Annotated in this window: 16 protein-coding genes; 12 read left to right on the forward strand and 4 right to left on the reverse strand. The window is 67.4% G+C overall.

From position 1 onward, the window contains the following. Positions 1 to 13 precede the first annotated feature (13 nt). The gene (locus H4O11_RS15750) at positions 14 to 2,113 is read right to left on the reverse strand and encodes a glycosyltransferase (RefSeq protein WP_182340522.1); all 2,100 of its coding nucleotides are present in this window, start codon (positions 2,111 to 2,113) and stop codon (positions 14 to 16) included. Positions 2,114 to 2,209: 96 nt separating this feature from the next. Here H4O11_RS15750 and mrcB point away from each other — a divergent pair, with 96 nt between their 5' ends. The 4 genes from mrcB to tsaB all read left to right on the forward strand — a co-directional run bounded on the left by mrcB (position 2,210) and on the right by tsaB (position 8,066). Further along, complete coding sequence (gene mrcB / locus H4O11_RS15755; protein WP_182340524.1) at positions 2,210 to 4,630, forward strand: penicillin-binding protein 1B; 2,421 nt, start codon at positions 2,210 to 2,212, stop codon at positions 4,628 to 4,630. Positions 4,631 to 4,635: 5 nt separating this feature from the next. Beyond that, positions 4,636 to 5,163, forward strand: a complete 528-nt coding sequence (locus H4O11_RS15760; protein ID WP_182340526.1) for a hypothetical protein — start codon at positions 4,636 to 4,638, stop codon at positions 5,161 to 5,163. Positions 5,164 to 5,330: 167 nt separating this feature from the next. Continuing rightward, positions 5,331 to 7,352: a DNA repair helicase YoaA gene (gene yoaA / locus H4O11_RS15765; RefSeq protein WP_182340528.1), complete on the forward strand. Its 2,022-nt coding sequence runs from the start codon at positions 5,331 to 5,333 to the stop codon at positions 7,350 to 7,352. Positions 7,353 to 7,361: 9 nt separating this feature from the next. Beyond that, positions 7,362 to 8,066: a tRNA (adenosine(37)-N6)-threonylcarbamoyltransferase complex dimerization subunit type 1 TsaB gene (gene tsaB / locus H4O11_RS15770; RefSeq protein WP_182340530.1), complete on the forward strand. Its 705-nt coding sequence runs from the start codon at positions 7,362 to 7,364 to the stop codon at positions 8,064 to 8,066. 153 nt (positions 8,067 to 8,219) lie between these two features. On the opposite strand, the gene H4O11_RS15775 is transcribed toward tsaB, so the two are convergent. Both H4O11_RS15775 and gshB read right to left on the reverse strand, forming a co-directional pair. Next, the gene (locus tag H4O11_RS15775; protein WP_182340532.1) at positions 8,220 to 9,098 is read right to left on the reverse strand and encodes an energy transducer TonB family protein; all 879 of its coding nucleotides are present in this window, start codon (positions 9,096 to 9,098) and stop codon (positions 8,220 to 8,222) included. Beyond that, entirely contained in the window at positions 9,095 to 10,045 is a 951-nt protein-coding gene (gene gshB / locus H4O11_RS15780) for a glutathione synthase (RefSeq protein ID WP_182340534.1), read from the reverse strand. Before gshB ends, H4O11_RS15775 begins: the two co-directional genes overlap by 4 nt. Positions 10,046 to 10,262: 217 nt before the next feature. Here gshB and pilG point away from each other — a divergent pair, with 217 nt between their 5' ends. The 7 genes from pilG (at position 10,263) to H4O11_RS15815 (ending at position 21,534) form a co-directional block, all read left to right on the forward strand. Continuing rightward, positions 10,263 to 10,664, forward strand: a complete 402-nt coding sequence (gene pilG, locus H4O11_RS15785; RefSeq protein ID WP_182340536.1) for a twitching motility response regulator PilG — start codon at positions 10,263 to 10,265, stop codon at positions 10,662 to 10,664. Between the two features lie 18 nt (positions 10,665 to 10,682). Beyond that, positions 10,683 to 11,045: a response regulator gene (locus H4O11_RS15790; protein ID WP_182340538.1), complete on the forward strand. Its 363-nt coding sequence runs from the start codon at positions 10,683 to 10,685 to the stop codon at positions 11,043 to 11,045. Further along, positions 11,045 to 11,575 carry a chemotaxis protein CheW gene (locus H4O11_RS15795; protein WP_182340540.1) on the forward strand — a complete coding sequence of 177 codons (531 nt, stop codon included), beginning with the start codon at positions 11,045 to 11,047 and terminating at the stop codon, positions 11,573 to 11,575. Before H4O11_RS15790 ends, H4O11_RS15795 begins: the two co-directional genes overlap by 1 nt. Before the next feature lie 47 nt (positions 11,576 to 11,622). Beyond that, the gene (locus H4O11_RS15800) at positions 11,623 to 13,659 is read left to right on the forward strand and encodes a methyl-accepting chemotaxis protein (RefSeq protein ID WP_182340542.1); all 2,037 of its coding nucleotides are present in this window, start codon (positions 11,623 to 11,625) and stop codon (positions 13,657 to 13,659) included. A 111-nt stretch (positions 13,660 to 13,770) separates the two neighbouring features. After that, complete coding sequence (locus H4O11_RS15805) at positions 13,771 to 19,857, forward strand: Hpt domain-containing protein (RefSeq protein WP_182340544.1); 6,087 nt, start codon at positions 13,771 to 13,773, stop codon at positions 19,855 to 19,857. Continuing rightward, entirely contained in the window at positions 19,844 to 21,079 is a 1,236-nt protein-coding gene (locus tag H4O11_RS15810; RefSeq protein WP_182340546.1) for a chemotaxis protein CheB, read from the forward strand. The genes H4O11_RS15805 and H4O11_RS15810 overlap by 14 nt, the downstream gene beginning before the upstream one ends. Continuing rightward, positions 21,076 to 21,534: a chemotaxis protein CheW gene (locus H4O11_RS15815; protein ID WP_182340548.1), complete on the forward strand. Its 459-nt coding sequence runs from the start codon at positions 21,076 to 21,078 to the stop codon at positions 21,532 to 21,534. Before H4O11_RS15810 ends, H4O11_RS15815 begins: the two co-directional genes overlap by 4 nt. Positions 21,535 to 21,575: 41 nt before the next feature. Here H4O11_RS15815 and H4O11_RS15820 read toward each other — a convergent pair whose 3' ends face one another. After that, positions 21,576 to 22,313 (reverse strand): 16S rRNA (uracil(1498)-N(3))-methyltransferase, encoded by a 738-nt coding sequence (locus H4O11_RS15820; RefSeq protein WP_182340550.1) that lies wholly within the window; start codon positions 22,311 to 22,313, stop codon positions 21,576 to 21,578. 160 nt (positions 22,314 to 22,473) lie between these two features. On the opposite strand from H4O11_RS15820, the gene nudE reads away from it, so the two are divergent. Further along, positions 22,474 to 23,022, forward strand: a complete 549-nt coding sequence (gene nudE / locus H4O11_RS15825) for an ADP compounds hydrolase NudE (RefSeq protein ID WP_182340552.1) — start codon at positions 22,474 to 22,476, stop codon at positions 23,020 to 23,022. The last annotated feature ends 41 nt before the right edge of the window (positions 23,023 to 23,063 follow it).

Below are 23,063 nucleotides of genomic sequence, written 5' to 3' on the forward strand. Positions count from 1 at the left end.
GCTGCGTGCCGGCTCAGTCGAAGAACACCCGACGTACGCTTTCGCGCGCGGCATCGAGCGAAAAATGCGTGGCAACGTTGGCAAGGCCGGCCGATGCCAGCCGATGCCACAGCGTCGCGTCCTGGTACAGGCGCACCACCGCGTCGGCGAAGGCCTCGCTGCCATCGGCGACCACCACGTCCTCGCCGTCCACCAGGTGCATGCCTTCCACTGCACAGGTGGTACCGACCACCGGCTGGCCGTGGGCCATGCTCAGGTTGATCTTGCCTTTGACGCCAGCCCCGAAGCGCAGCGGGGCGATCGCGATCCGGGCACCGTCCATGTGGGGAACGATGTCCTCGACGAAGCCGAGCATGTGCACGCCAGGCTGGGTGGCTGCCAGTGCCAGCAGGCTGTCCGGCGCACCGGCACCGATGCAGTGCAGCTCGATGTCCGGCAGGCGCGCGCGGATGCGTGCGAACACTTCGCCGATGAACCACTGCATCGCATCCAGGTTCGGCGGGTGCCGGAAGCCGCCGACGAATACCAGGTCGCGGCGCTGTTCGAAGGTCGCACCGGTGCCGGCGACTTCATGCAGGTTGGACACCAGTTCCACCCGTACGCCGGGTGCGTCATGGCGCAGTTGTTCGCGTTCTGCGGCACTGACCAGTACGGTCACGTCGCACTGCTGCATCACCGCCAGTTCGCTTGCCCGGGTGCGTTCGGCACTGCGCAGCAGGGCCGGGTCGCCGGATATGTCTGCGCCGCGTCGCTCACGCAGGTAATGCAGGTCCACGGTATCGAACACGCGGCGCGCGCGGGGTGCGAACCGCTTCAGCAGCGGCAGGCACTCCTGCGCCAGGTGGTGGCGCACCATCATCACCACGTCGAAGCGTGGGCCGTGTTCGCGCAGCCAGCCGCCCAGTGTGTTCAGGAACGGCGCGTACCAGACCTCCACGCCGAGCCGTTGCAGGGCTTCGGTGGCGGCGCCGCCATGTTCGCGGCGGGTCGGGACGAATACCACGTGCGCGCCTTCCTGCAGCAACAGCCTGATCAGGTTGAACTGGCGAAGCGAAGCGGAATCGCGCTGCGGCACCGGCACTTCTTCATCAAGCAGCAGCACCTGGCGCTGGCCGCGATGCAGCAGCGCGGGCGAGGGCACGCTGCCCACCGCCGGCTGCAGCGCCAGCGTGGTCGCCCACCTGGCGGCGAATACCTGTTGGTTGCGTACCTGCCAGGCTTTGACCCCGCTGGTGGTGTCGGTGCCGTTGCTGGTGCCTTCATCGTGCACAACGCGGGCGGCAGGCTGCACCAGCGTGCGCAGGCCATGCGCGCGCACCTGGAAGGCCAAGTCGGTGTCTTCGTAATATGCCGGACGGTAGCGGGTGTCCAGGCCGCCGAGCTGGTCCCATAGTGCGCGCGGCAACATGATCGCAGCGCCGGAGCCATAGTCGATGTCGCGCAGGCTGGCAAAGCGTGGATCATCGGCGGATTCGAAACGGCCGTAGCTCCAGCAACTGCCATCGGCGAACACCACCCCGCCCGACTCCTGCAGGCGCCCATCCGGGTACAGCAGCTGCGCCGCTACCAGCCCGGCGTCCGGCTGGTCGGTGAAGGTGCGCAGCAGGGCATCCAGCCAGCCAGGCTGCGGCACGGTATCGTTGTTGAGCAGTACCACGTAGCGCCCACGCGAACGCGCCACGCCATCGTTGCAGGCATCGATGAATCCGCCGTTGGTGGCACGAACCTCGTAGCGCAGTCCTTGGACCTGTGGCAGCAACGTCGTGGTCGCATCGCTGCTGCCGTCATCGATGACCAGTACTTCGCAGGCAACCTGTGGCGGCCAGGCGGCCAGCGCACGCAGGCAAGCCACGGTGTGGTCCACGTGGTTGTAGACGGGGATGACGATGCTCACTACCGGTGCGTCGCTGGCTGGCACCGAAGATGGTGCGCATTCCATCGCTTCGGGTAGCTGCAGTGGGCGCAGTGGAGGGGCGGCGGCGGGGCGTGAATGCACCAGGATGCGCTGCCAGGTGGCGCGCCACCCGCGCATGCGCAGGCTGGCCCAGCTGCGGCGGGCCAACCCCAGCATGCGGTTCAGGTACGAACGGGCCTCGGCCCAGGACATGCTCATCCCGTTGCAACTCCAGCTTAAGCGGAAAAACAGCTGGCGACCCGTCAGCCCTCGGGGCTGGGTTAGACTCGCCGGACTCTACATTCTCGCATCCCCGTGCCCCGACGCTACGATTCCGACGACATCGACGATCACGACGACGACACCGGCAATGCGCCCTGGCGCCGTCGGCTGGTCACCTGGGGCATGGCCGCCGTGGCCTTGGGCCTGGGTTTCGTGATCCCCTATACCGTGTACCTGAACCATCAGGTCACTGCGCGTTTTGGCGAGCTGCGCTGGCAGATCCCGACCCGGGTCTATGCGCGTCCGCTGGTGTTGTTGCCGGGCAAGGCGATGGATGCGGCGACGCTGAAGACCGAGCTGGCCGCATCGGCCTACCGCGACGACGGGGCCGGAAAGTCGGCCTCGACCTATGCGGTGCAGGGCAGCCGTTTCACCATTTCCAGCCGTGGCTACAACGATGTGGATGGCCGGGTGGCTCCGCGCCGGCTGGAGCTGGTGCTGTCCGGCGGCAGCATCACCTCGTTGCGCGACGCCGATTCGCGCACGGCGCTGAAAGCCGCCCGGCTGGACCCGGCGCGCATCGCGACGCTGTATGGCCAGAAGCAGGAAGAGCGCCGCCTGATCCGCATGGAAGAGGCGCCGGACCTGCTGGTCACCGGCCTGCAGGCGGTGGAAGACAAGGATTTCAACCGCCACCATGGCATAGACCTGTCCGGCATCGCCCGCGCGGTCTGGGTGACGGTGCGGTCCGGTGGCCAGGTGCGGCAGGGTGCTTCCACGTTGACGCAGCAGTTGGCCCGCAGTGGCCTGCTGGGCATCGGCAAGGAGCAGACCTTCACCCGCAAGTTCAACGAAGTGCTGTTCGCGCTGATCATGGAAGCGCGCTACGACAAGCGCACCATCTTCGAGGCGTACCTCAACCAGGTCTACCTGGGCCAGCGCGGCAGCCAGGCGATCCATGGCATGTCATCGGGCGCCGAGTTCTGGTTCGGGCGCGATCTGTCGTCGCTGGAAAGCGAACACATCGCCCTGCTGATCGGGCTGGTCAAGGGGCCGTCCTATTATGACCCGCGCCGTAATCCGGAACGCGCGCTGGACCGACGCAACTTCGTGCTGGGCAAGCTGCACGAAGCGAAGCTGATCGACGCCGCCGAATACCAGCGTGCGTTGAAGGCCCCGCTGGGGGTGCCGGAGAGCCCTGGACTGGTGGCGGCCAACCGTTTCCCTGCCTATGTGGACCTGGTGCGGCGCCAGCTCGGCCATGACTATCCGGAATCGGTACTGCAGGGCGCCGGCATGAGCGTGATGAGCGGCATGTCGCCCTCCGCGCAGGCCTATGCCGAAGGTGCGGTGACCCGGACGGTGAAGTCGCTGGAGAGCAAGCGCCGCCCGGAACTGCAGGCGGGCCTGGTGCTGACCGATGTGCACAACGGTGATGTGCTGGCGGTGGTCGGCAGCCGCGACGTCGCCTCGCCCGGCTTCAACCGGGCCATCGAGGCGCAGCGCCCGGTGGGTTCGTTGCTGAAGCCATTCGTCTACCTGCTGGCGCTGGCACAGCCGGATCGGTATTCGCTGGCCAGTTGGGTGGATGATTCCCCGGTGACGGTGCAACTGGGCCGCAACCGCAACTGGTCGCCGGGCAATGCGGACAACCGCAGCCATGGCACGGTACGGCTGATCGATGCACTGGCCCATTCCTACAACCAGGCCACCGTGCGGCTGGGCATGCAGGTGGGGCCGGAACGGGTGACCCAGCTGATCCATGTGCTGGCAGGCCTCAAGGCGGAGTCCAATCCGTCGGTGATCCTGGGATCGACCGACCAGAGCCCCTATGCGATGGCGCAGCTTTACCAGTTCCTGGCGTCCGGCGGCGAGATCCAGCCGCTGCATGCCGTGCGTGGGGTGCTTGATCCGGAAGGCAAGCTGCTGACGCGCTACGACAAGACCCCGGCGCCCGCGCAGGAAGGCGACTCCATCGCCGCCAACCTGATCAGCATCGGCCTGCAGCAGGTCGTCTCCAGCGGCACCGCGCAACGGCTGAATGCAGATGGCCTGGGCAGGCTGCAGCCGGCTGGCAAGACCGGCACCTCCAACGATGGGCGCGATAGCTGGTATGCCGGCTATACCGGCGATCATCTGGCGGTGGTATGGATGGGCAATGACCAGAACGAGCAGACCGGCCTGTATGGCGCCACCGGCGCGATGCGGGTGTGGTCGGGGATCTTCTCGCGCCTGCCCAGCGCGCCGTTGCGGGTAAGCAGCAAGGGCGTGGACTGGCAGTACGTGGAGGCCAGCGGTACCAATGCCACCGACGAGGGGTGTCCGGGCGCGCGACGGTTCCCGTTCGTGGTCGGCTACGCCCCGGCCTATGCGCCCTGCGCGCCGCCTGCGGCAGGGCCGGATGAAGGCGACCAGGGCGGCGGCGGTTGGCGCAGCTGGTTCGGGCTGGAGCCCAAGCCGGCGGCGGCCCCGGAACCTGCGACCCAACCCGCGCCATCGACGTCTTCAAGGTGATTGCCATGAAATTCGCTTCCCTGCACCGTCTCCTCGTTCCGGCCGTGGCGTGCGTCGTCCTGGCCGCCTGCGTGAGCAGTGCACCGCCGATCGCCACGCCGGTGGATGCAACGACCGCCGCGCAACGCATGGCGGCCGTGGAAGCCGCTGCCGGTCCGGACGACAAGGAGTTGTCGGTACAGCCGCTGCGCGATCCGCAGGTGGATGACCTGCGTCAGGGCGCGCAGGCACAGCGCCAGTCCGGTGACCTTGCGGGCGCAGCCGCTCATCTGGACCAGGCGTTGGAAATCGTTGCGGAAGATCCTGCGGTGCTGCAGGAGCGTGCCGAAGTGGCATTGCTGCAGGGACAGTGGGCGATTGCCGAACAGTTCGCGCGCAAGGCGATCGACCTGGGGTCGAAGACCGGCCCGCTGTGCCGCCGTCATTGGGCGACCATCGAGCAGGCCCGGTTGGCGCGGGGTGAAAAGGAGAACGCGGTGTCCGCGCATGCGCAGATCGAAGGCTGCACGGTGCCGGGGATCATGCGCTACTGACCGTCGAGCGGCGCAGCCCCATCCGCCAGCCGCGCATGGAAAAAGGCAGGGCGGGTCCATGACCCGCTGCCGTTGGCGCAATGCCGGAAACAAGGGCAGTGGGTCATGGGCCGGCTCTACCCATCCTCCATTCCCGCCATTCCGAACCGGTATCCTGTAACGCTTCGATGAAGCCCGATCTTGTCCATGCCAGCCGCGAGGCGCTGAGCGAAGGCGGGGCACTCGCTTCCCACCTGGATGCGTTCGTGCCGCGCCCGGCGCAGCTGTACCTGACCGAAGCCATCGCCGACACCCTGCAACAACGCGACCTGCTGCTGGCCGAGGCCGGCACCGGCACCGGCAAGACGTATGCCTACCTCGTACCGGTGCTGCTGTCGGGATTGAAAACCATCATTTCCACCGGCACCCGGGCGCTGCAGGACCAGTTGTACCACCGTGACCTGCCGCGCGTGCGCCAGGCCCTGGGCACGGGCCACCGCAGCGCGCTGCTCAAGGGTCGCGCCAATTACCTGTGCCGCTACCGCCTGCAGCAGGCACGGGGCGAACCGCGTTTTTCCAGCCCGCAGCAGGCTGCCGAGTTCCAGCGCATCCTGGCCTGGTCCGGGCGCACCCGGCACGGCGACATGGCCGAGCTGGACGCATTGGCGGACGATTCGCCCCTGCTGCCGATGGTGACCTCGACCGTGGACAACTGCCTGGGGCCGGACTGTCCCTTCTACGAGGACTGTTTCGTCGTGCAGGCACGCCAGCGCGCCCAGGCTGCCGACGTGGTGGTGGTCAACCATCATCTGCTGTTGGCCGACCTGGCACTCAAGCAGGATGGTTTCGGCGAGTTGCTGCCGGGTGCACAGGCTTATGTGATCGATGAAGCGCACCAGTTGCCCGAACTGGCCGCGCAGTTCTTCGGCGAGGGCTTTGGCATGCGGCCGTGGCAGGAGCTGGCGCGCGATTGCCTTGTTGAAGCGCGCAGCGTTGCCGGTGCACAGGCCGCGCTGCAGATGCCGGTGGCGGGCCTGGAGCAGGCGTTGGCCGAGCTGCGCAGGGCGATGGAAGGGTTGCCGCAGCGAGGGACGCAATGGCGTGCGTTGACGGTGCCTCAGGTACGTGATGGATTCGATGCGGTGATGAGTGCGCTGCACGTCCTGCTGCAGGTGCTGGAGACGCTGCGCGAGGCGGCGGCTGGACTGGATGCCTGCCATGCGCGCGCGCGCGAAGCTGTTTCCCGGCTGTCGCGCTGGCTGGGCGATGATGCGCCCGTGCCGGATTTCGATGCCGAGCCCGAGCAGCAGTCCACGTCCAGCGACGTGCTGTGGTACGAACTCACGCCGCGTGGCTTCCGCTGCCAGCGTACTCCGATGGATGTTTCCGCACCGCTGCGCGAGCATCGCCAGCGCAGCCAGGCTGCCTGGATATTCACCTCGGCGACGCTGACGGTAGGTGGAGGTTTCGAGCACATTGCACAGCGCCTGGGCTTGGATGATCCGCGTACGCTGGTACAGCCCAGCCCCTTCGACTGGCCACGACAAGCCCTGTGCTACCTGCCGGCGGGATTGCCGGATCCGGCATCGCGCGGATTCGGTACGGCGCTGATCGCCACGTTGCGGCCCGTGCTGGAGGCCTCGCAGGGGCGGGCCTTCCTGCTGTTTGCCTCGCATCGCGCGCTGCGTGAGGCAGCCGAAGCGCTGCGTGGCGCCCCGTGGCCGATGTTCGTGCAGGGCGAGGCGCCTCGCGCGACGCTGCTGCAGCGTTTCCGTGAATCCGGCAACGGCGTGCTGCTGGGTTCGGCCAGTTTCCGCGAGGGCGTGGACGTCGTGGGCGATGCACTGAGCGTGGTGGTGATCGACAAATTGCCGTTCGCCGCGCCCGACGACCCGGTGTTCGAAGCGCGGCTGGATGCCATCCGCCAGCAAGGGGGCAACCCGTTCCGCGATGAGCAGTTGCCGCAGGCGGTGATCGCGCTGAAACAGGGGGTCGGTCGGCTGATCCGCAGCGAGACCGACCGCGGCGTGCTGGTGCTGTGCGACCCGCGGCTGCTCAACCGGGGCTATGGGCGCGTATTCCTCGAATCGCTGCCGCCGTTCCGGCGTACCCGTGAGCTGGCCGATGTGCAGGCCTTCTTTGCGCCACAATGGCCGCTGTCGGCCCCTGCCGGGGAGATTCCACCCGGTGCCTCATTTCCCTTGTTCTGAATTGAAACAATGAAACTGCTCGCCTTTGAACTGTCCACCGAAGCCTGCTCGGTCGCCCTCCATGCCGATGGCCAGGTGCTGGAGCGCTTCGAGATCGCGCCACGCCGCCATGCCGAGCTGGCGTTGCCGTGGGCGGAGCAGTTGATGGCCGAAGCCGGTATCGCCCGCTCGCAGCTGGACGCGATCGCGTTGGGACGCGGGCCGGGGGCATTCACTGGTGTCCGGCTGGCCATTGCGCTGGCGCAGGGTATCGCGCTGGCATTGGACCGGCCGCTGTTGCCGGTATCCACGCTGCAGGCATTGGCGATGCGTGCGCCGGATGATGCAACGCAGATCCTGGCGGCCATCGATGCACGCATGGGCGAGGTATACGTAGCCCGCTACCAGCGTGTGGATGGGGTGCCGCGGTTGCAGGATGCCGAACGGGTATGTCCACCGCAGGCGATGGAAGTGGCTGCCGGCGTGCGCTGCCATGGCGTGGGCACCGGCTTTGCCGCGGCCGATGCTGCGCTGGTGGTGCAGCTGGGCGATGCGCTGCTGGGCGTGGACGCCACGGCGCTGCCGCGGGCGTCGGACGTGCTGGCACTGGCGTTGCCGGGACTGGCGCGGGGCGAGGGCATTGCGCCCGAGCGCGTGGAGCCGGCCTACCTGCGCGACAACGTGGCGCTGACGCTGGTGGAGCAGCAGGCACTACGGGCGTCCAAGGCGAAGTAGGCGGTCGAAAAAGAAAAAGCGGTAGCGCCGGGCCATGCCCGGCGGAAACACATCAGACCTCATTACCCCATTCCCGCCGGGCATGGCCCGGCGCTACCCCGCCGCATGGACCTGTCGACGTGTCCCGCCGACGCAGCCCAGCCAGCCAACCCTTTACTCGTCGCGTAGTTCGCCGCCGGGCAGGAACGCCCAGGTGCGGGTGACCTGCAGGATGTCCACCGCATCGTCGGTTTCCGGCAACGGCGGAAACGGTTGCGCCAGGCTGATCACGCGCAACGCAGCTTCGTCCAGCAACGGCGTGCCGCTGGAGCGCAGGATGCGGCTGCTTTCCACGCTGCCATCGCGCCGCACGCCCACGGTGATCACCACCTGTCCACCCAGGCGACGCTGGCGGGCTTCGTCGGGATAGTTCAGGTTGCCGACACGTTCGGCGCGGTCCACCCACGCGCGCAGGTAATTGGCCCATGCGTATTCATGCGTGCTTGCCGACACGAACTTGCGGTTGGGTCGCTTGGCGTATTGCGCGGAACGCAGATGGACCTCGGCGGCCAGGCGCGCCATGTCGGCGTCGTGCTGCTCGCGTGCGTCCGGTACGGCATCCGGTCGTGGCTGCTCGGGTATCGGCCGGTTCTGCGCCAGCGCAACCTGGTCGATGCCGTTATGGCTGCTGACTACACGGGCCTGCGGTGGCGGCGGCGCTGCGGCATCCCGGCGCTGCTGCGGAACCGGACTGCTGCCGGGAAGCGCCTGCGGCACGATGCCGGCCTGGGCGTCGCGCGGGCGCATCGCCTTGTCATGCTCGCCGCCGCCCATCTGGTTGGCGGCAGCCAGGAAGTCAGCTTCCTTCGGCGTCAGTGCGGTGCGGGTCTGGCTGAAGATCACATCCAGGGTGGGCACCAGCGGTGCGTCGCCGCGCACGGCAAATCCAACGCCGAGGATCAGCAGCGCGTGCAACGCCACCGACAGTGCCAGCGTGGCCCCAAGGCGCTGCGACTCGCGGGCCGCGGTTGGCAACGGCGCCACCGTGCTCATGCAGACAGGCCGGCCTCGAGCGCGTCGAACAGGTTGCCGGCGATGTTCAGCCCGAACTGCGCATCCAGCTCACGCACGCAGGTGGGGCTGGTGACGTTGACTTCGGTCAGGTAGTCGCCGATCACGTCCAGGCCGACGAAACGCATGCCGCGCCGTTTCATTTCCGGTCCCACCTGTGCAGCGATCCAGCGATCGCGCTCGCTCAGCGGGCGGCCTTCGCCGCGGCCACCGGCGGCGAGGTTGCCGCGGAATTCGTCGCCCTGCGGAATACGCGCCAGGCAGTAGTCCACCGGCTCGCCGTCAACCAGCAGGATGCGCTTGTCGCCTGCGCTGATGTCAGGGATGAACTTCTGTGCCAGGGCCAGCTTGCGGTCGCCGTCGGTCAGCGTTTCCAGGATCACATTCAGGTTCGGATCACCGGTGCCACTGCGGAAAATCGAACGCCCGCCCATGCCGTCCAGCGGCTTCAGCACGGCCTGGCCGTGTTCCAGCACGAAGGCCTTGAGGGCTTTCGCATCGCGGCTGACCAGGGTGGGGGGGCAGCATTGCGGGAACAGCAGCGCGGCGAGCTTCTCGTTGAAGTCCCGCAGCCCCTGCGGGTTGTTGACGACCAGCGCGCCGGCCGATGCCGCCACGTCCAGCACCTGGGTGTCGTAGATGAACTCTGCGTCCACCGGTGGGTCCTTGCGCATCAGCACGATCTGGCCGGGGCCGAAATCGGTCCGGCTGAAGCTGCCAAGGGTGTACCAGTCGGCCGGGTCGTCCCGGACCTGCAGGGGTGCGGTCTGGGCCACCGCACGGCCGCAGTCCAGACTCAAGCCACCCGGTTTCACGTAATGCAGGGCATGGCCACGGCGCTGGGCTTCCAGCAGCATGGCGAAGGTCGTGTCCTTGGCGATCTTGATGTGGGCGATGGGATCCATCACCACGATGACGTTCAGCGGCATGGGGGCACCTTTCAGGCAAGGTGCTGATGGTAGCGGCTCTGCCAGTGGCGTGCCCGTCCCCGCTGGCGCAACGCTGCGTGCGACCGGTGCGCGACGGGGGGCGGACGGGGTGGTCAGAGCGGAAAGTGATCGCCGAACTTGCTGGCGGCAGCGCAAGTGCGATATAGATACGCCTTCGCAGCGGCACCGACCGAAGTGCCGCGCATGGGGAGCGGTAATGACTGAGAACATGACTGCGGGCGGGGAGCTCGCAGGACTCCGGGTGATGGTCATCGATGACTCGAAGACCATCCGCCGGACGGCGGAAACGCTGCTGAAACGCGAAGGCTGCGAGGTGGTCACCGCTACCGACGGCTTCGAGGCGTTGGCGAAAATCGCTGACCAGCAGCCGCAGATCATCTTCGTGGACATCATGATGCCGCGCCTGGATGGCTACCAGACCTGTGCGCTGATCAAGGGCAACCAGCTGTTCAAGGCCACGCCGGTGATCATGCTGTCGTCCAAGGACGGCCTGTTCGACAAGGCACGTGGACGCATCGTCGGCTCGGAACAGTACCTGACCAAGCCATTCACGCGCGAAGAACTGCTGGGTGCCATCCGCACGTACGTCAACGCCTGACCAGGGGGGAAAGGCAAAATGGCTCGTATCGTCCTGATCGAGGATTCACCGACCGACCGTGCGGTGTTCGGCCAATGGCTGCGCAAGGCCGGCCATGAAGTGCTGGAAGCAGACAACGCCGAAGACGGCCTGCAACTGGTGCGCGACCACGTTCCCCAGTTGGTGCTGATGGACGTGGTGTTGCCCGGCATGAGCGGTTTCCAGGCCACCCGCGCGCTGGCGCGGGACGCGGCCACCCGGCACATCCCGGTGATCATCGTCAGCACCAAGGCGATGGAAACCGACAAGGCCTGGGGGCTGCGCCAGGGCGCGGCCGATTACATCGTCAAGCCGCCGCGCGAGGAAGCCCTCATCGCGCGGATCAACGAACTGGTGTCCTGATGCGCTCTCCTTTCGACATCCTCGAGGCCTATGAACGGCGCAGCCTGGCGCACGCGGTACAACTGCCCGAACGGCAGTTCGCCCAGGACCTGTGGCGTGGCGTCGGTTACCGGGTCGGTGCCCGGCGGCTGGTGTCCGATTTCCGCGAAGTGGTGGAAATCGTCCCGATGCCGCCGGTGACCCCGGTGCCGCGTGCGCAACCTTGGCTGCTGGGCGTGGGCAACCTGCGCGGCAACCTGTTCCCGGTGGTGGACATGAAACTGTTCCTGGAAGGCAGCCGCACCGTGCAGCAGGAAGGCCAGCGCGTGCTGGTGATGCGCCAGGCCGGCGGCGACGTGGCGCTGACCATCGATGAACTGTTCGGACAGCGCAGCTTCGAGCTGGACCAGGAGGTCCCGGTCGGAGACCTGGCAGATGGCCGCTATGGCCATTTCGTCGACCGCGCCTTCCACGCCGACGGCCACGACTGGGGCGTTTTCTCGCTTTCGCTGTTGTCGCGGACCCCTGAATTCCGGCAGGCCGCGGCCTGAAGGCCGCCCGCCGTTCCTGCATTCGCTTTGAACATCGAGGTTGAACGATGAGTACTGCTTCGGACTCCAACAGGGCCAGCAAGCTGCGCCTGGGTGGCACCAACGCATGGTTGATCCTGCTGCTGCTGTCGATGGCGCTGTTCGGCCTGAACACGGGCGTGGCCACCTGGCAGGGCAGCCGGCTGGCAGACGCCAGCACCAAGGCCGCCGACCTGCAGGTGCTGTCCCAGCAGCTGGCCAACCAGGGCCGTGAGGCGGTGGCAGGCAACGCGCAGGCGTTCACCGCGTTCAAGGCCACGCGGAACGCGATCGATGCGCACATGGCCACCCTGCAGGGGCGCTACGGCAAGGAGCCCGGCGTCAGCGCGCCGATCGCCAAGCTGTCGGCCACCTGGGAACCGCTGGGCCAGAGCGCGGCACAGCTGGTGTCCAGTGAACCGGCGGTACTGACCTTGGCCGGGCATGCCAATGCGTTTTCTGGTGCGATCCCCGGCCTGCAGGCGCAGTTGAACGAAGTGGTGCGGGCGATGAGCGCTTCCGGCGCGCCCGCGTCGCAGATCTACAGTGCGCTGCAGCAGGTGGTGGTAGCCGGTTCGATGGCGCGCCGCATCACCGAAATGCGTGCAGGCGGTTCGGCCGCTTCGTCGGCTGGCGATGCGCTGGCGCGTGACATCACGGTCTTCAGCCAGGTGCTGGAAGGCCTGGGCAACGGTAACGAGGAACTGGGCGTGGTTGCCGTGAAGGGCGCTGCCGCCTTGGCCGCGCTGGAGCAGTCGCAGCAGCAGTGGACGGCGATGAAGGCCGATGCCGATGCGATCCTGGCCAGCTCGCGCCAGCTGTTCGCCGCGCAGGCTGCCGCTGCCAGCCTGACCGCCGGTTCGACCGGGATGCTCACCGACAGCAAGGGACTGTTCAACGCGTTCTCTTCGTTCGGTTCGATCAACGATACGAGGCTGTTCCCGAATTTCTGGATCGGCGTGGGCTCCGGCCTGCTGTCGCTGATCGCCATCATCGGCTTCGTCAGCACCTCGGTACGCGGTCGTTCGCGCGAGCAGGAACTGCGCTACCAGACACAGGTGGAGTTCAACAGCCGCAACCAGCAGGCGATCATGCGCCTGCTGGATGAAATCAGTTCGCTCGGCGAAGGCGACCTCACCGTGAAAGCGTCGGTGACCGAAGACATGACCGGCGCGATCGCGGACGCGATCAACTACGCCGTGGATGAGCTGCGTCATCTGGTGACCACCATCAACGACACCTCGGCCAAGGTTGCGTTGTCGACCCAGGAAACCCAGGCCACCGCGATGCAGCTGGCCGAAGCGGCGGGCCACCAGGCCAACCAGATCACCACCGCATCGGACCGTATCGGCGAGATCGCGTCGAGCATCGAACAGGTATCGCGCAACTCTTCCGAATCGGCCGAGGTGGCGCAGCGCTCGGTGGTGATCGCCGCCGAAGGCGCCGGCGTGGTGCGCGAGACCATCCAGGGCATGGACCAGATCCGCGACCAGATCCAGGAGACGTCCAAGCGCATCAAGCGCCTGGGTGAATCCTCGCAGGAGATCGGTTCGATCGTGGAACTGATCAATGACATTTCCGAACAGACCAACATCCTGGCATTGAACGCGGCCGTGCAGGCGGCCTCGGCAGGTGAGGCCGGCCGCGGTTTTGCCGTGGTGGCCGACGAAGTGCAGCGCCTGGCGGAACGTACCTCCGGTGCTACCCGGCGCATCGAGAACCTGGTGCAGGCGATCCAGGCCGACACCAACGAGGCGGTTACCTCGATGGAACAGACCACCGCCGAAGTGGTGTCCGGTGCGCGCCTGGCCGAAGATGCCGGCACCGCGCTGACCGAGATCGAGCGCGTGTCCAATGCGCTGAACACCCTGATCAAGAACATTTCCGTGGCTGCGCAGCAGCAGTCTTCCGCCGCCTCGGACATCACCCGGACCATGGGCGTGATCCGGCAGATCACCGGCCAGACATCGCAGGGCGCGGGCCAGACCGCCGAGTCGATCGGCCACCTGGCACAGCTGGCCGCCGACCTGCGTCGTTCGGTCGCCGACTTCAAGCTGCCGGCATAAGCAGGCGGCGCGAAGGAGCAAGGATCACCTGATGAAGCATCGTCATTATTCCCGCCAACAAGCCGCCCGTGCACGTCGTTGCAAGGCCGTGGCGGCGACCGGAGCCCAGCCATGAGTACCCTGCGCGACGCAATGAGCCACGCCGCCCTGGGCTGGGTGAAGCCGGAGCTGGACGAGACCCTGCGCCAGGTGCGCAACGAGGTCGAGTATTTCGTCGAAGCGCCGTCCGATACCAGCCGCATGCGCTTCTGCGCAGGCTACCTGCACCAGGTGCAGGGAACCCTGCGCATGGTCGAACTGTATGCCCCGGCGATGGTGGCCGAGGAGCTGGAGCAACTGGCCGAAGCCGTGGGCGCCGGCGAGGTGCTGGACCGCGACGAGGCCTGTGCCACCTTGATGCGCGGCAGCGTGCTGCTGCCCGATTACCTGGAGCGCCTGCAGAACGGCCATCGCGACATTCCCATCGTGCTGCTGCCGCTGCTCAACGATATCCGCGCCGCGCGTGGTGCGCCGGGCATCAATGAAAGCGTGCTGTTGGCCTTCGCCCCGGAAAGCGTGGAAGCCAGTGAAGCCGAACTGGACCATGCCCGGGGCAGCCTGAGTGGGCGCAACCGCGAGCTGCTGGATACCGTGGGCAGCGCGGTGAAGGAAGAGCTGCTGCGGATCAAGGACGCGCTGGACCTGCACCTGCGGACGGAGGGACAACCCCGGCAACTGCAGCAACAGGTGGATGAGCTGGGCGCGGTAGGCGATACGCTGGCAATGATGGGCCTGGATGTGGCCCGCAACGTCGTGGTGCAGCAGCGCGATGCGCTGCGCGCCGTCGTCGAAGGCCAGCAACAGATCGACGAAGGCATGTTGCTGGACGTCGCCGGGGCACTGCTTTACGTCGACGCATCGCTGGACGACCAGGTCGCGCACCTGGGCGCGGCCGGAAGCGGCGAGGATGACCCGGCCGCTGCCGAGACCCGGCGGACGCTGGAAATCCTGGCGCATGAAGCGATCGCCAACTTCACCGTGGCGCGCGAGCATTTCGTCGCGTTCATCGAAACCAACTGGAACCATGACGAGCTGCGCGAAGTGCCGCGGCTGCTGGGTGAAGTGGGCGGCGCGCTGCGCATGCTCGACCTTGCCACGCCGGCTGGCTACCTGGGGGGCGTGCAGCGCTACATCGACACCGAACTGGTTGCCCGCCAGCGCGTGCCCAGTGGGCGCCACCTGGACACCCTGGCCGATGCCATGGCCAGCCTGGAGTATTACCTGGAAGCACTGCGCGACCGCCGCCCCGGGCGCGAAAGCATCCTGGACATCACCCGCAGCAGCCTGGAGGCGCTGCATTACTGGCCGCTTCCCGTGCATCAGGCCACGGTGCCTGCGGCGACCGCCGCAGCGGCTCCGGTGGAAGAGGTGGAGGCGCCGGTACTGCGCGAAGCGCTGCAGGTTCCACCATTGCCGCCGGTTGGCTGGGACGCGTTGGAACTGACGCCATTGGCTGCTGCACCGGCGCAGGTTCCGCCACGGCTGCCAGATGTCGTGTTCGAGCCAGCAGGACCTGCCGACGACGAGCGGGCCGACATGTCCGCCGATTTCGATCCCGTTTCGGCCGAGGATGTCGAGGCTTCCATCGCCACGACGGTGGCGCCGATGCAGTGGGTGGATGCCGACGTGCCGCCGCTGCCCGTGCAGGATGGCGCGGATGTCGCCACCGATGGGCTGCTGGTCATTGACGAAGGTGTGTTCGATCCGGTCCTGGCCGAAGCCGATGTCGCCCTGGATGGCGGTGAGGCGATCAGCTTCCATTTTGATGAAAGTGGCATCACCCACGCCGATGACGTGCTGTCGCTGGACACGATGGAAGCCGAGGGGGTCGAGGTTCCCGCAGGCTTCGGTGCACTGGACGTGGCTGGCGAGGCCGGCCAGGACGATGCCGATGCCGATGCGCACTTCTTCGCCGAGTTGACGGCGGCGGCGGCGACGTTCGATCCGGATGCCGCACAGGCCGATGCGACAGCGGTGCACGAAGCCGCCGCGTCGCCGACAGCGGCGGCCGTCGTGCCGCCTGCCACGTGGGTGGCGGGCTTCGACGAACAGGCCGAGAACATCGACCAGGACATCCGGGACGTGTTCCTGGAGGAGTTCGACGAAGAGCTGGAGAACCTGGGCAACCTGCTGCCTGCATGGCGCATGCAGCCGGACAACATGGATCGGCTGCGTCCGATCCGCCGCGTATTCCACACCTTGAAGGGCAGTGGCCGCCTGGTCGGCGCACGCACGCTGGGCGAGTTTTCGTGGAAGATCGAAGGCATGCTCAACCGGGTGCTGGAGGGCATGCGTCCGGCCTCGGCGGCGGTGGTTGCCGCAGTAGAGCAGGCCTACCAGGCCCTGCCCGAGCTCAACGCCGCTTTGCGCGGCGGGTCGCCGATCAGCACCGATCTACAGGCACTGCAGGCCATTGCCGACCGCGTTGCGGCGGGCGAGGAAACGTTCCATGTGCCGCTGCCGACGACGCCGGTGGAGGCACGGGCCGGCCAGGAAGCGGCTGACCCGCCGGTGCGGGATGCCGCAGCGGCGACGGAAGAGGCTGAAGGCACGCCAGCCGATATCGACAGTGTGCTGCGCGAGATCCTCGAAGCCGAGGTGGATGCGCACATGGTCACGCTCAATGCCTGGCTGCGGCAGGCGCAGGCAGGGCCACAGCCGGTAAGCGATCCATTGCTGCGTGCCGTGCACACCATGAACGGCGCGTTCGCGATGACCGACGTGCCCGAGATCACCCTGGTGACCGGCAGCGCGGAGAGTTACATCAAGCGCGCGCTGGCTGCCGCCGAGTTGCCAGGCCAACCCGCTGTCGACGCATTGGCCGCCACTGCCCGGGCCATCGAGGCGACCATGCTGGCGCTGCAGGCCGAACAGCCGCGCGTGCCATCGCAGCAGGCATTGGCCGACCGGCTGCAGGCGCTGGCAGCCTCGCTGCCAGAAGCACAGTGGCCTGCGTTCGACGAGATCGAAGAAATCGAAGATGTCGAGGAGGTCGCAGACGCCGACGCGGCTGCGGATGCCGAAGCAGTCGAAGCAGTCGAAGGCGCTGGAGAGGCTGGAGGGGTCGGGCAGGTCGAAACGACGGACGACCTGCAATTGCAGGTCACCGGCACTGTCCTGGAAGAGGCCGTCGCCCCGGAGGTTGATCCGGCGCCTGTCGAGTTGACTGCCGCTACCGATCTGTCCGCGTTCCTGGTGCCTGCAATGCAGGAGGGCATCGGGAATCCATGGGCTGGCAGCGCGCAGCCGGACGTAGCTGACGTTGAGGAAACGGTGGACGCGCCACGGGCCCACGACAGGCTGCCTGCGTCGTTCGATGTGCAGCTCACCGGTGCCGATGACCTGTCGCGATACGTGGACGATGCCATCGAGGCCTCGCTGCCAGGCGACGATGCGCAGGCCCAACCGGGCGTGGTCGCTACCGGGCCGACGTCGACGGGCGGTGCGGATGAGTCGTGGTCCGGACCCGATGCGGCCGACGCCGATGCCGACGATGCGCAGGAGGCGTTCCCGGACGTACCGTCGTTCGGGAACGCATTGTCACTGCAGCAGGCGCTGGAGGAAGGGCTGCATGTGGTGGAAGAGAGCGCGTCAGATGACGAGGCGGTGCATGTAATTGGCGTAGGTGGCCAGCAGCAGCCGGCCGAGGCCGATGCCTTCGCCGAAGAGCCTGCCGACGATGCGACCGATGCCGTTGAGGCACCCGGCGAGGCGTTCCGCCAGCCCTATTTCGAAATGGAAGTGCCGATCGCCCACGAGGCCGTCGATACCGGCGTGGCCGCCATCGGACAGTCGCCAGCGCCTTCTGCGTTGGATGCCGATGTGCTGGACTTCACCGTGTTCGACCGTGAGCTGGTCGACATCTTCGTGGAAGAAGGCAAGGACCTGCTGGACCATTGCGATGGCCTGATCCATGAGCTGCGTGCCGCGCCGGATGACCGCGACGTGCTGGCCGGCCTGCAGCGCGATCTGCATACGCTGAAGGGCGGTGCGCGCATGGCGGGCATCAACGCGATCGGCGACCTGGGACATGGCATCGAGTCGGTGCTGGAAGCGGTTGCTGCAGGGCGTACGCGTCTTGAGCGCGGTGACGTGCAGTTGCTGGAGCGCGGCTTCGACCGGCTGCATCGCCTGTTGATCCTGACCGGCGAACACCGCCAGGTGCAGCCCGCCGATGACCTGGTAGCTGCATTCGATGCCCGCACCCACGGACATGACGGTGGCGGAAGCAGCGCGGGCGAAGGCGATGTCCTGCCGGCAGGTACCGCTGAACTGATGGCCAGCGTGCCCCTGTCGGCGCCGTTGCCGGTGGACGCCGGCGCTGACGAGGAAGGCACGCAGCGTCCCCAGCAGGAGCAGGTGCGCGTGCGTGCCGACCTGCTTGATCGGCTGGTGAACCATGCCGGTGAGGTGGCGATCTACCGCTCGCGGCTGGAACAGCAGCTGGGCGCGTTCCGGGGCGCCATGGGCGAACTGGAACGTACCAATGCGCGCCTTCGCGACCAGTTGCGACGGCTGGACCTGGAAACCGAAGCGCAGATCGTCGCCCGCTACCAGCGCGAACAGGAACAGGCCGACCAGGCATTCGATCCGCTTGAGCTGGATCGCTTCTCCACCCTGCAACAGCTGAGCCGTGCACTGAACGAATCGGCAGCCGATCTCGGCGGCCTGCAGGGCGTGCTGGACGATCTGTCGCGGCAGTACGATTCGCTGCTGCAGCAGCAGTCGCGGGTAAGTTCGGAACTGCAGGATGGCCTGATGCGCGCGCGCATGGTGCCCTTCGACGGGTTGGTGCCACGGCTGCGGCGCGTGGTGCGCCAGGCCGGCGCGGACACCGGAAAGCAGGTGCACCTGACGCTGGAAGGCACACACGGCGAGCTGGACCGCAACGTGCTGGACCGGATGGTCGCGCCACTGGAGCACATGCTGCGCAACTCGGTGGCGCACGGGCTGGAATCCGCCGAGCAGCGTCGCGCCGCCGGCAAGCCGGAAGAAGGTGAAATCTCGCTGCGACTGCAGCGCGAGGGGTCCGAGATCGTGCTGGAAGTCGCCGACGATGGCGCTGGCCTCGATCGCGATGCCATCCGCCGCCGCGCACTGGAGCGCGGCCTGATCCACGCGGACGCGACGCTGGCCGACGATGAGCTGGACAACCTGATCTTTGCTGCAGGCTTCAGCACGGCCGACCAGCTCAGCCAGTTGGCTGGACGCGGCGTGGGCATGGACGTGGTCCGCAATGAAGTGCGCCAGCTTGGCGGCAGCGTGGACATCCACTCGGTCCGTGGCCAAGGGGCGCGCTTCACCCTGCGCCTTCCGCAGACGCTGGCGGTCACCCAGGCAGTGTTCGTGCAGATCGGCGATACGACGTTCGCGGTGCCCGTGGCCTCGGTCAGCGGCATCGGCCGCATCTCGCGCGAACGGTTCGAGGCCGGTGACAGCAGTTACCGCTACAGCGGCGAGGACTTCGCGCTGCATGACCTGGGCAGCCTGGTCGGCCAGGCACCGGCACGCGCCGAAGGGCAGGCGCAGGTACCGCTGCTGCTGGTACGTGCCGGTGACCTGCGTGCTGCCGTGGCGATCGACCAGGTGCTGGGCAATCGTGAAGTGGTGGTCAAGCCGGTCGGCCTGCAGATCGCCTCGGTGCCGGGCATCTACGGCGCCACCATCACAGGTGATGGGCGCGTGGTGGTGATCCTGGACGTGGCACCGCTGGTGCGCCGGTTCGTCGCCAACCCGCACCGGCCGCTGCCGGCGCCCACGCAGGAACAGCAGCGCCAGGTTCCGCTGGTGATGGTGGTGGACGATTCGCTGACCATGCGCAAGGTGACCGGGCGGATCCTGGAACGGCACAACTTCGAAGTCAGCGTCGCCCGCGACGGCGTGGAAGCACTGGAACGGCTCGACGAGCGCGTCCCGGACCTGATGCTGCTGGACATCGAGATGCCGCGCATGGACGGCTATGAGCTGGCGACGGCGATGCGTGCCGACCCGCGCTATCGGGACGTCCCGATCGTGATGATCACCTCGCGCAGTGGCGAAAAGCATCGCCAGCGTGCCTTCGAGATCGGCGTGCAGCGGTATCTGGGCAAGCCGTACCAGGAGCTGGACCTGATGCGCAATGTGTACGACCTGCTGGGGATTGCCCGTGTCCGTGAATGATGCAAACGCCATCCCGGCGGTGGCCCTGCTGGCACGCAGCGGCCCAGCGCGTGAACGGTTGCGCGAAGCGCTGGCGCAGGCCGGCGTGGCACTGGTGCTGGAAGAAGACCCGGCTTCGCTGGATCCGGCCACCTTGCTGGCCGCTGCGCCACAGGCCGTGGTGATCGCGCTGGAGCCTGCGGTGGAAGACGCCCTGGAGCGGCTCGATGTGGTGCTTTCGTCGCCTGACTTCACGTTGGTATTCGACGAAGCTGAGCTGGCCGCGCGCCGCGAAGGCTGGGAAACCCAACGTTGGGCCCGCCATCTTGCCGCCAAGCTGCATGGCCATGCGCAGGTGCTGCCACCGGGCGCGGAGGTTGAAGAAGTGGTGCTGCCGGAACCGGGCCTGCCTGCCACGCCTGCCGAGCTGCACGCCGAGGCGCCCCTGTCGTTCCATCTGGACGAAGCGGCCGATGCGGCCGGGCAGCTGCCCGGCGACAGCCTGTACCTGCCACCGGAACCGGATACGCCAGCGGTGCCGGCTTCGTTGGGCGACCACAACAACTGGTCGTTGATGGACGAAGTTGCAGGCGCCGATGCAGGTGCATCGCCCGTTGCAGCGCAGTCGCCGCTGCCTGCATTCGATGTTGGGGGATTGTCGCTGGTGGAGATGGAACCGGCGCCGGGACCGCGAGGCGGCGCCCGAGGTGCCGTCGTGGTGCTGGCCGGCATCGGGGGGCCGGACGCACTGCGTCGTCTGCTTGGCGCGCTGCCTGCACGCCTTGGCGTGCCGCTGCTGGTGAGCATTCCACTTGACGGCGCGCGCTACGGCAACCTGGTCAAGCAGATGGCGCGTGTGTCGCCGTTGCCGGTGGAACTGGCGGAGCCCGGTTCGGACGTGCTGGAAGGGCGGGTTTACATCCTGTCCGACGACAGCGCGCTCGGCATGCGCGACGAGGGCCTGTACTTCCATTCGCATGCACACGGCCTGGAGCTGTCCACGCTGCCGGCTGCCGAAAGCGCGGTGGTGGTGCTCAGTGGTGCCGACCTCGGTCGTGTCGGGCATGTGCTGGACCTGGCCGAAGCCGGTGCCTGGGTTGGCGGCCAGGTAGGCGATGCCTGCTATGACCCGGCCGCAGCCACCGCCGTGGTGGCCGCTGGCATGTTCGCAGGTGAACCGCAGGAGCTTGCGCAGGCGATCAGCGCACGCTGGGCACTTCCGGAACAAGGGGAATCGCAGTGAGCTACACCAGCAATGATGAAATCCGTGGCGTCCTGATCCAGTCCGGCGCCGAGCGCGTGCTGTTGCCCAGCGCCACCGTGGCCGAAATGATGGCAAAAGCGGTGGTGGAGCCGACGGCCGATGGCCCCCGATGGCTGCTCGGCGAACTCGTCTGGCACGGCTGGAACGTGCCGCTGGTGTCCTTTGCGCGGTTGTCCGGGCTGGGCGAGGAGAGCATTGGCGCCAACAACAAGGTGGTGGTGCTGAAGTCGCTTGCCGGCGATGCACGGCGCCCCTATTTCGCCTTGCTTACGCAGAGCTTCCCGCAGCTGATTTCGGTGCCGCGCGATGGCCTGCTGGCCGATGCCTCCGAAGAGACGCTGCCCGACAGCGTGCACATGCGGGTGCTGCTGGGCGAACAGAGCGCGTTGTTGCCTAACCTGGACGCGCTGGAACGGGCGCTGGATACGCTATAGGGCGCAGGCGCCGGGCATGGCCCGGCGTTGCCGGGCCGGGTTCAGCCCAGGTCTCCCAGCCGCGCCTGCAGTGCAGCGATCGCGGCCAGCCCTGCGGTTTCCGTGCGCAGGATGCGCGGACCCAGTTGCAGGCCCTGGAAGCCCGCTTGCTCCAGTTGCCCGCGATCACGCGGCGACCAGCCCCCTTCCGGACCGATGGCAATGACGATACCGTCCGCTGGCGCTGCATCCAGGGTGGACAGGCGCTGGCTGCCGAGCGGGTCCAGGGTCAGCCGCAATGCGTTGCCGGGCAGCATGGACATGGCCGTGGCCAGCGCGGTGGGGGCTTCCACCAACGGGATGGCAGCACGTCCTGATTGTCCGCAGGCGGAACGCACGATGCTGTTCCAATGCGCCACGCGCTTCTCCGCCCGGGCGCCGTCGAGCCTGACCTCGGTGCGCTCGGCGTTGACCGGCACGATGGCGGCCACGCCCAGTTCGGTGGCCTTCTGCAGGATCAGGTCCATCTTCTCGCCGCGCGCCACGCCCTGCAGCAGGGTGATGCGCAGGGACGATTCGCGGTCCACCGCCAGCGACTGGTCGATGCGGACCTGGGCCTCGCGCTTGCCGGCCGCGACCACGGTGGCAGCGTAGTCATGGCCATCGCCGTTGAACAGGACGCAGCCATCGCCCTCGCGCAGGCGCAGGACCCGCAGCAGGTGGTTGGCGGTATCTTCCGGCAACGACAAGGTCAGCCCCACCTGCAACGGCAGGTCGACGGGACAACGGGTCACGCGCATGCGGTGGTCTCCGGGAGGGGGGGCGGGCGCCGGCAGGCCAGCACGGAAACGTCCTGGTCGTCGGCGTCCAGCGGGGAGGGCGGTGGGTCTGCTAGCATCTTGGGCTCATGAACATGTTGCTGCCTCCGCCCATTCTATCGGCCCGCACGGGGATTCCCGCATGAGCCGCCCGCTTCCCATCATCCATCGCATCACGGACGAGGAGAACGGGCCCTTCCAGCGCCAGCACCTGGACCTGGAGTTCTCCAATGGCGAACGCCGGCGCTTCGAGCGGCTGGTCAGCCGTGGCCATGGTGCGGTGGTGGTGGTGCCGATGCTGGATGAGGACACCGTGTTGCTGGTGCGCGAGTATGCGGCCGGCATGCACCGTTACGAACTGGGCTTGGTCAAGGGACGCATCGATGCGGGCGAGACGCCTGAACAGGCCGCCGACCGGGAACTGAAGGAAGAGGCTGGCTACGGCGCGCGCCGCGTGGACGTGCTGCGCGCCATGACCCTCGCCCCTACCTATATGAGCCACCAGTCCTGGCTGGTGGTGGCGCGTGACCTGTATCCGGAACGGCTACCCGGTGATGAACCGGAAGAGCTGGAAGTGGTGCCGTGGAAGTTGTCGCGGCTGGACCAGTTGATGCTGCGCGAGGAATTTTCCGAAGGCCGCTCGCTGGCGGCCCTGTTCATCGCGCGGCAGTGGCTGGAACAGGGCGCATGAGCGGCCACGCAACAGGGCCGTATGCCCATCGGCCGTGGACG

Source organism: Stenotrophomonas tumulicola (genome assembly GCF_014117215.1).
Lineage (GTDB): Bacteria > Pseudomonadota > Gammaproteobacteria > Xanthomonadales > Xanthomonadaceae > Stenotrophomonas > Stenotrophomonas tumulicola.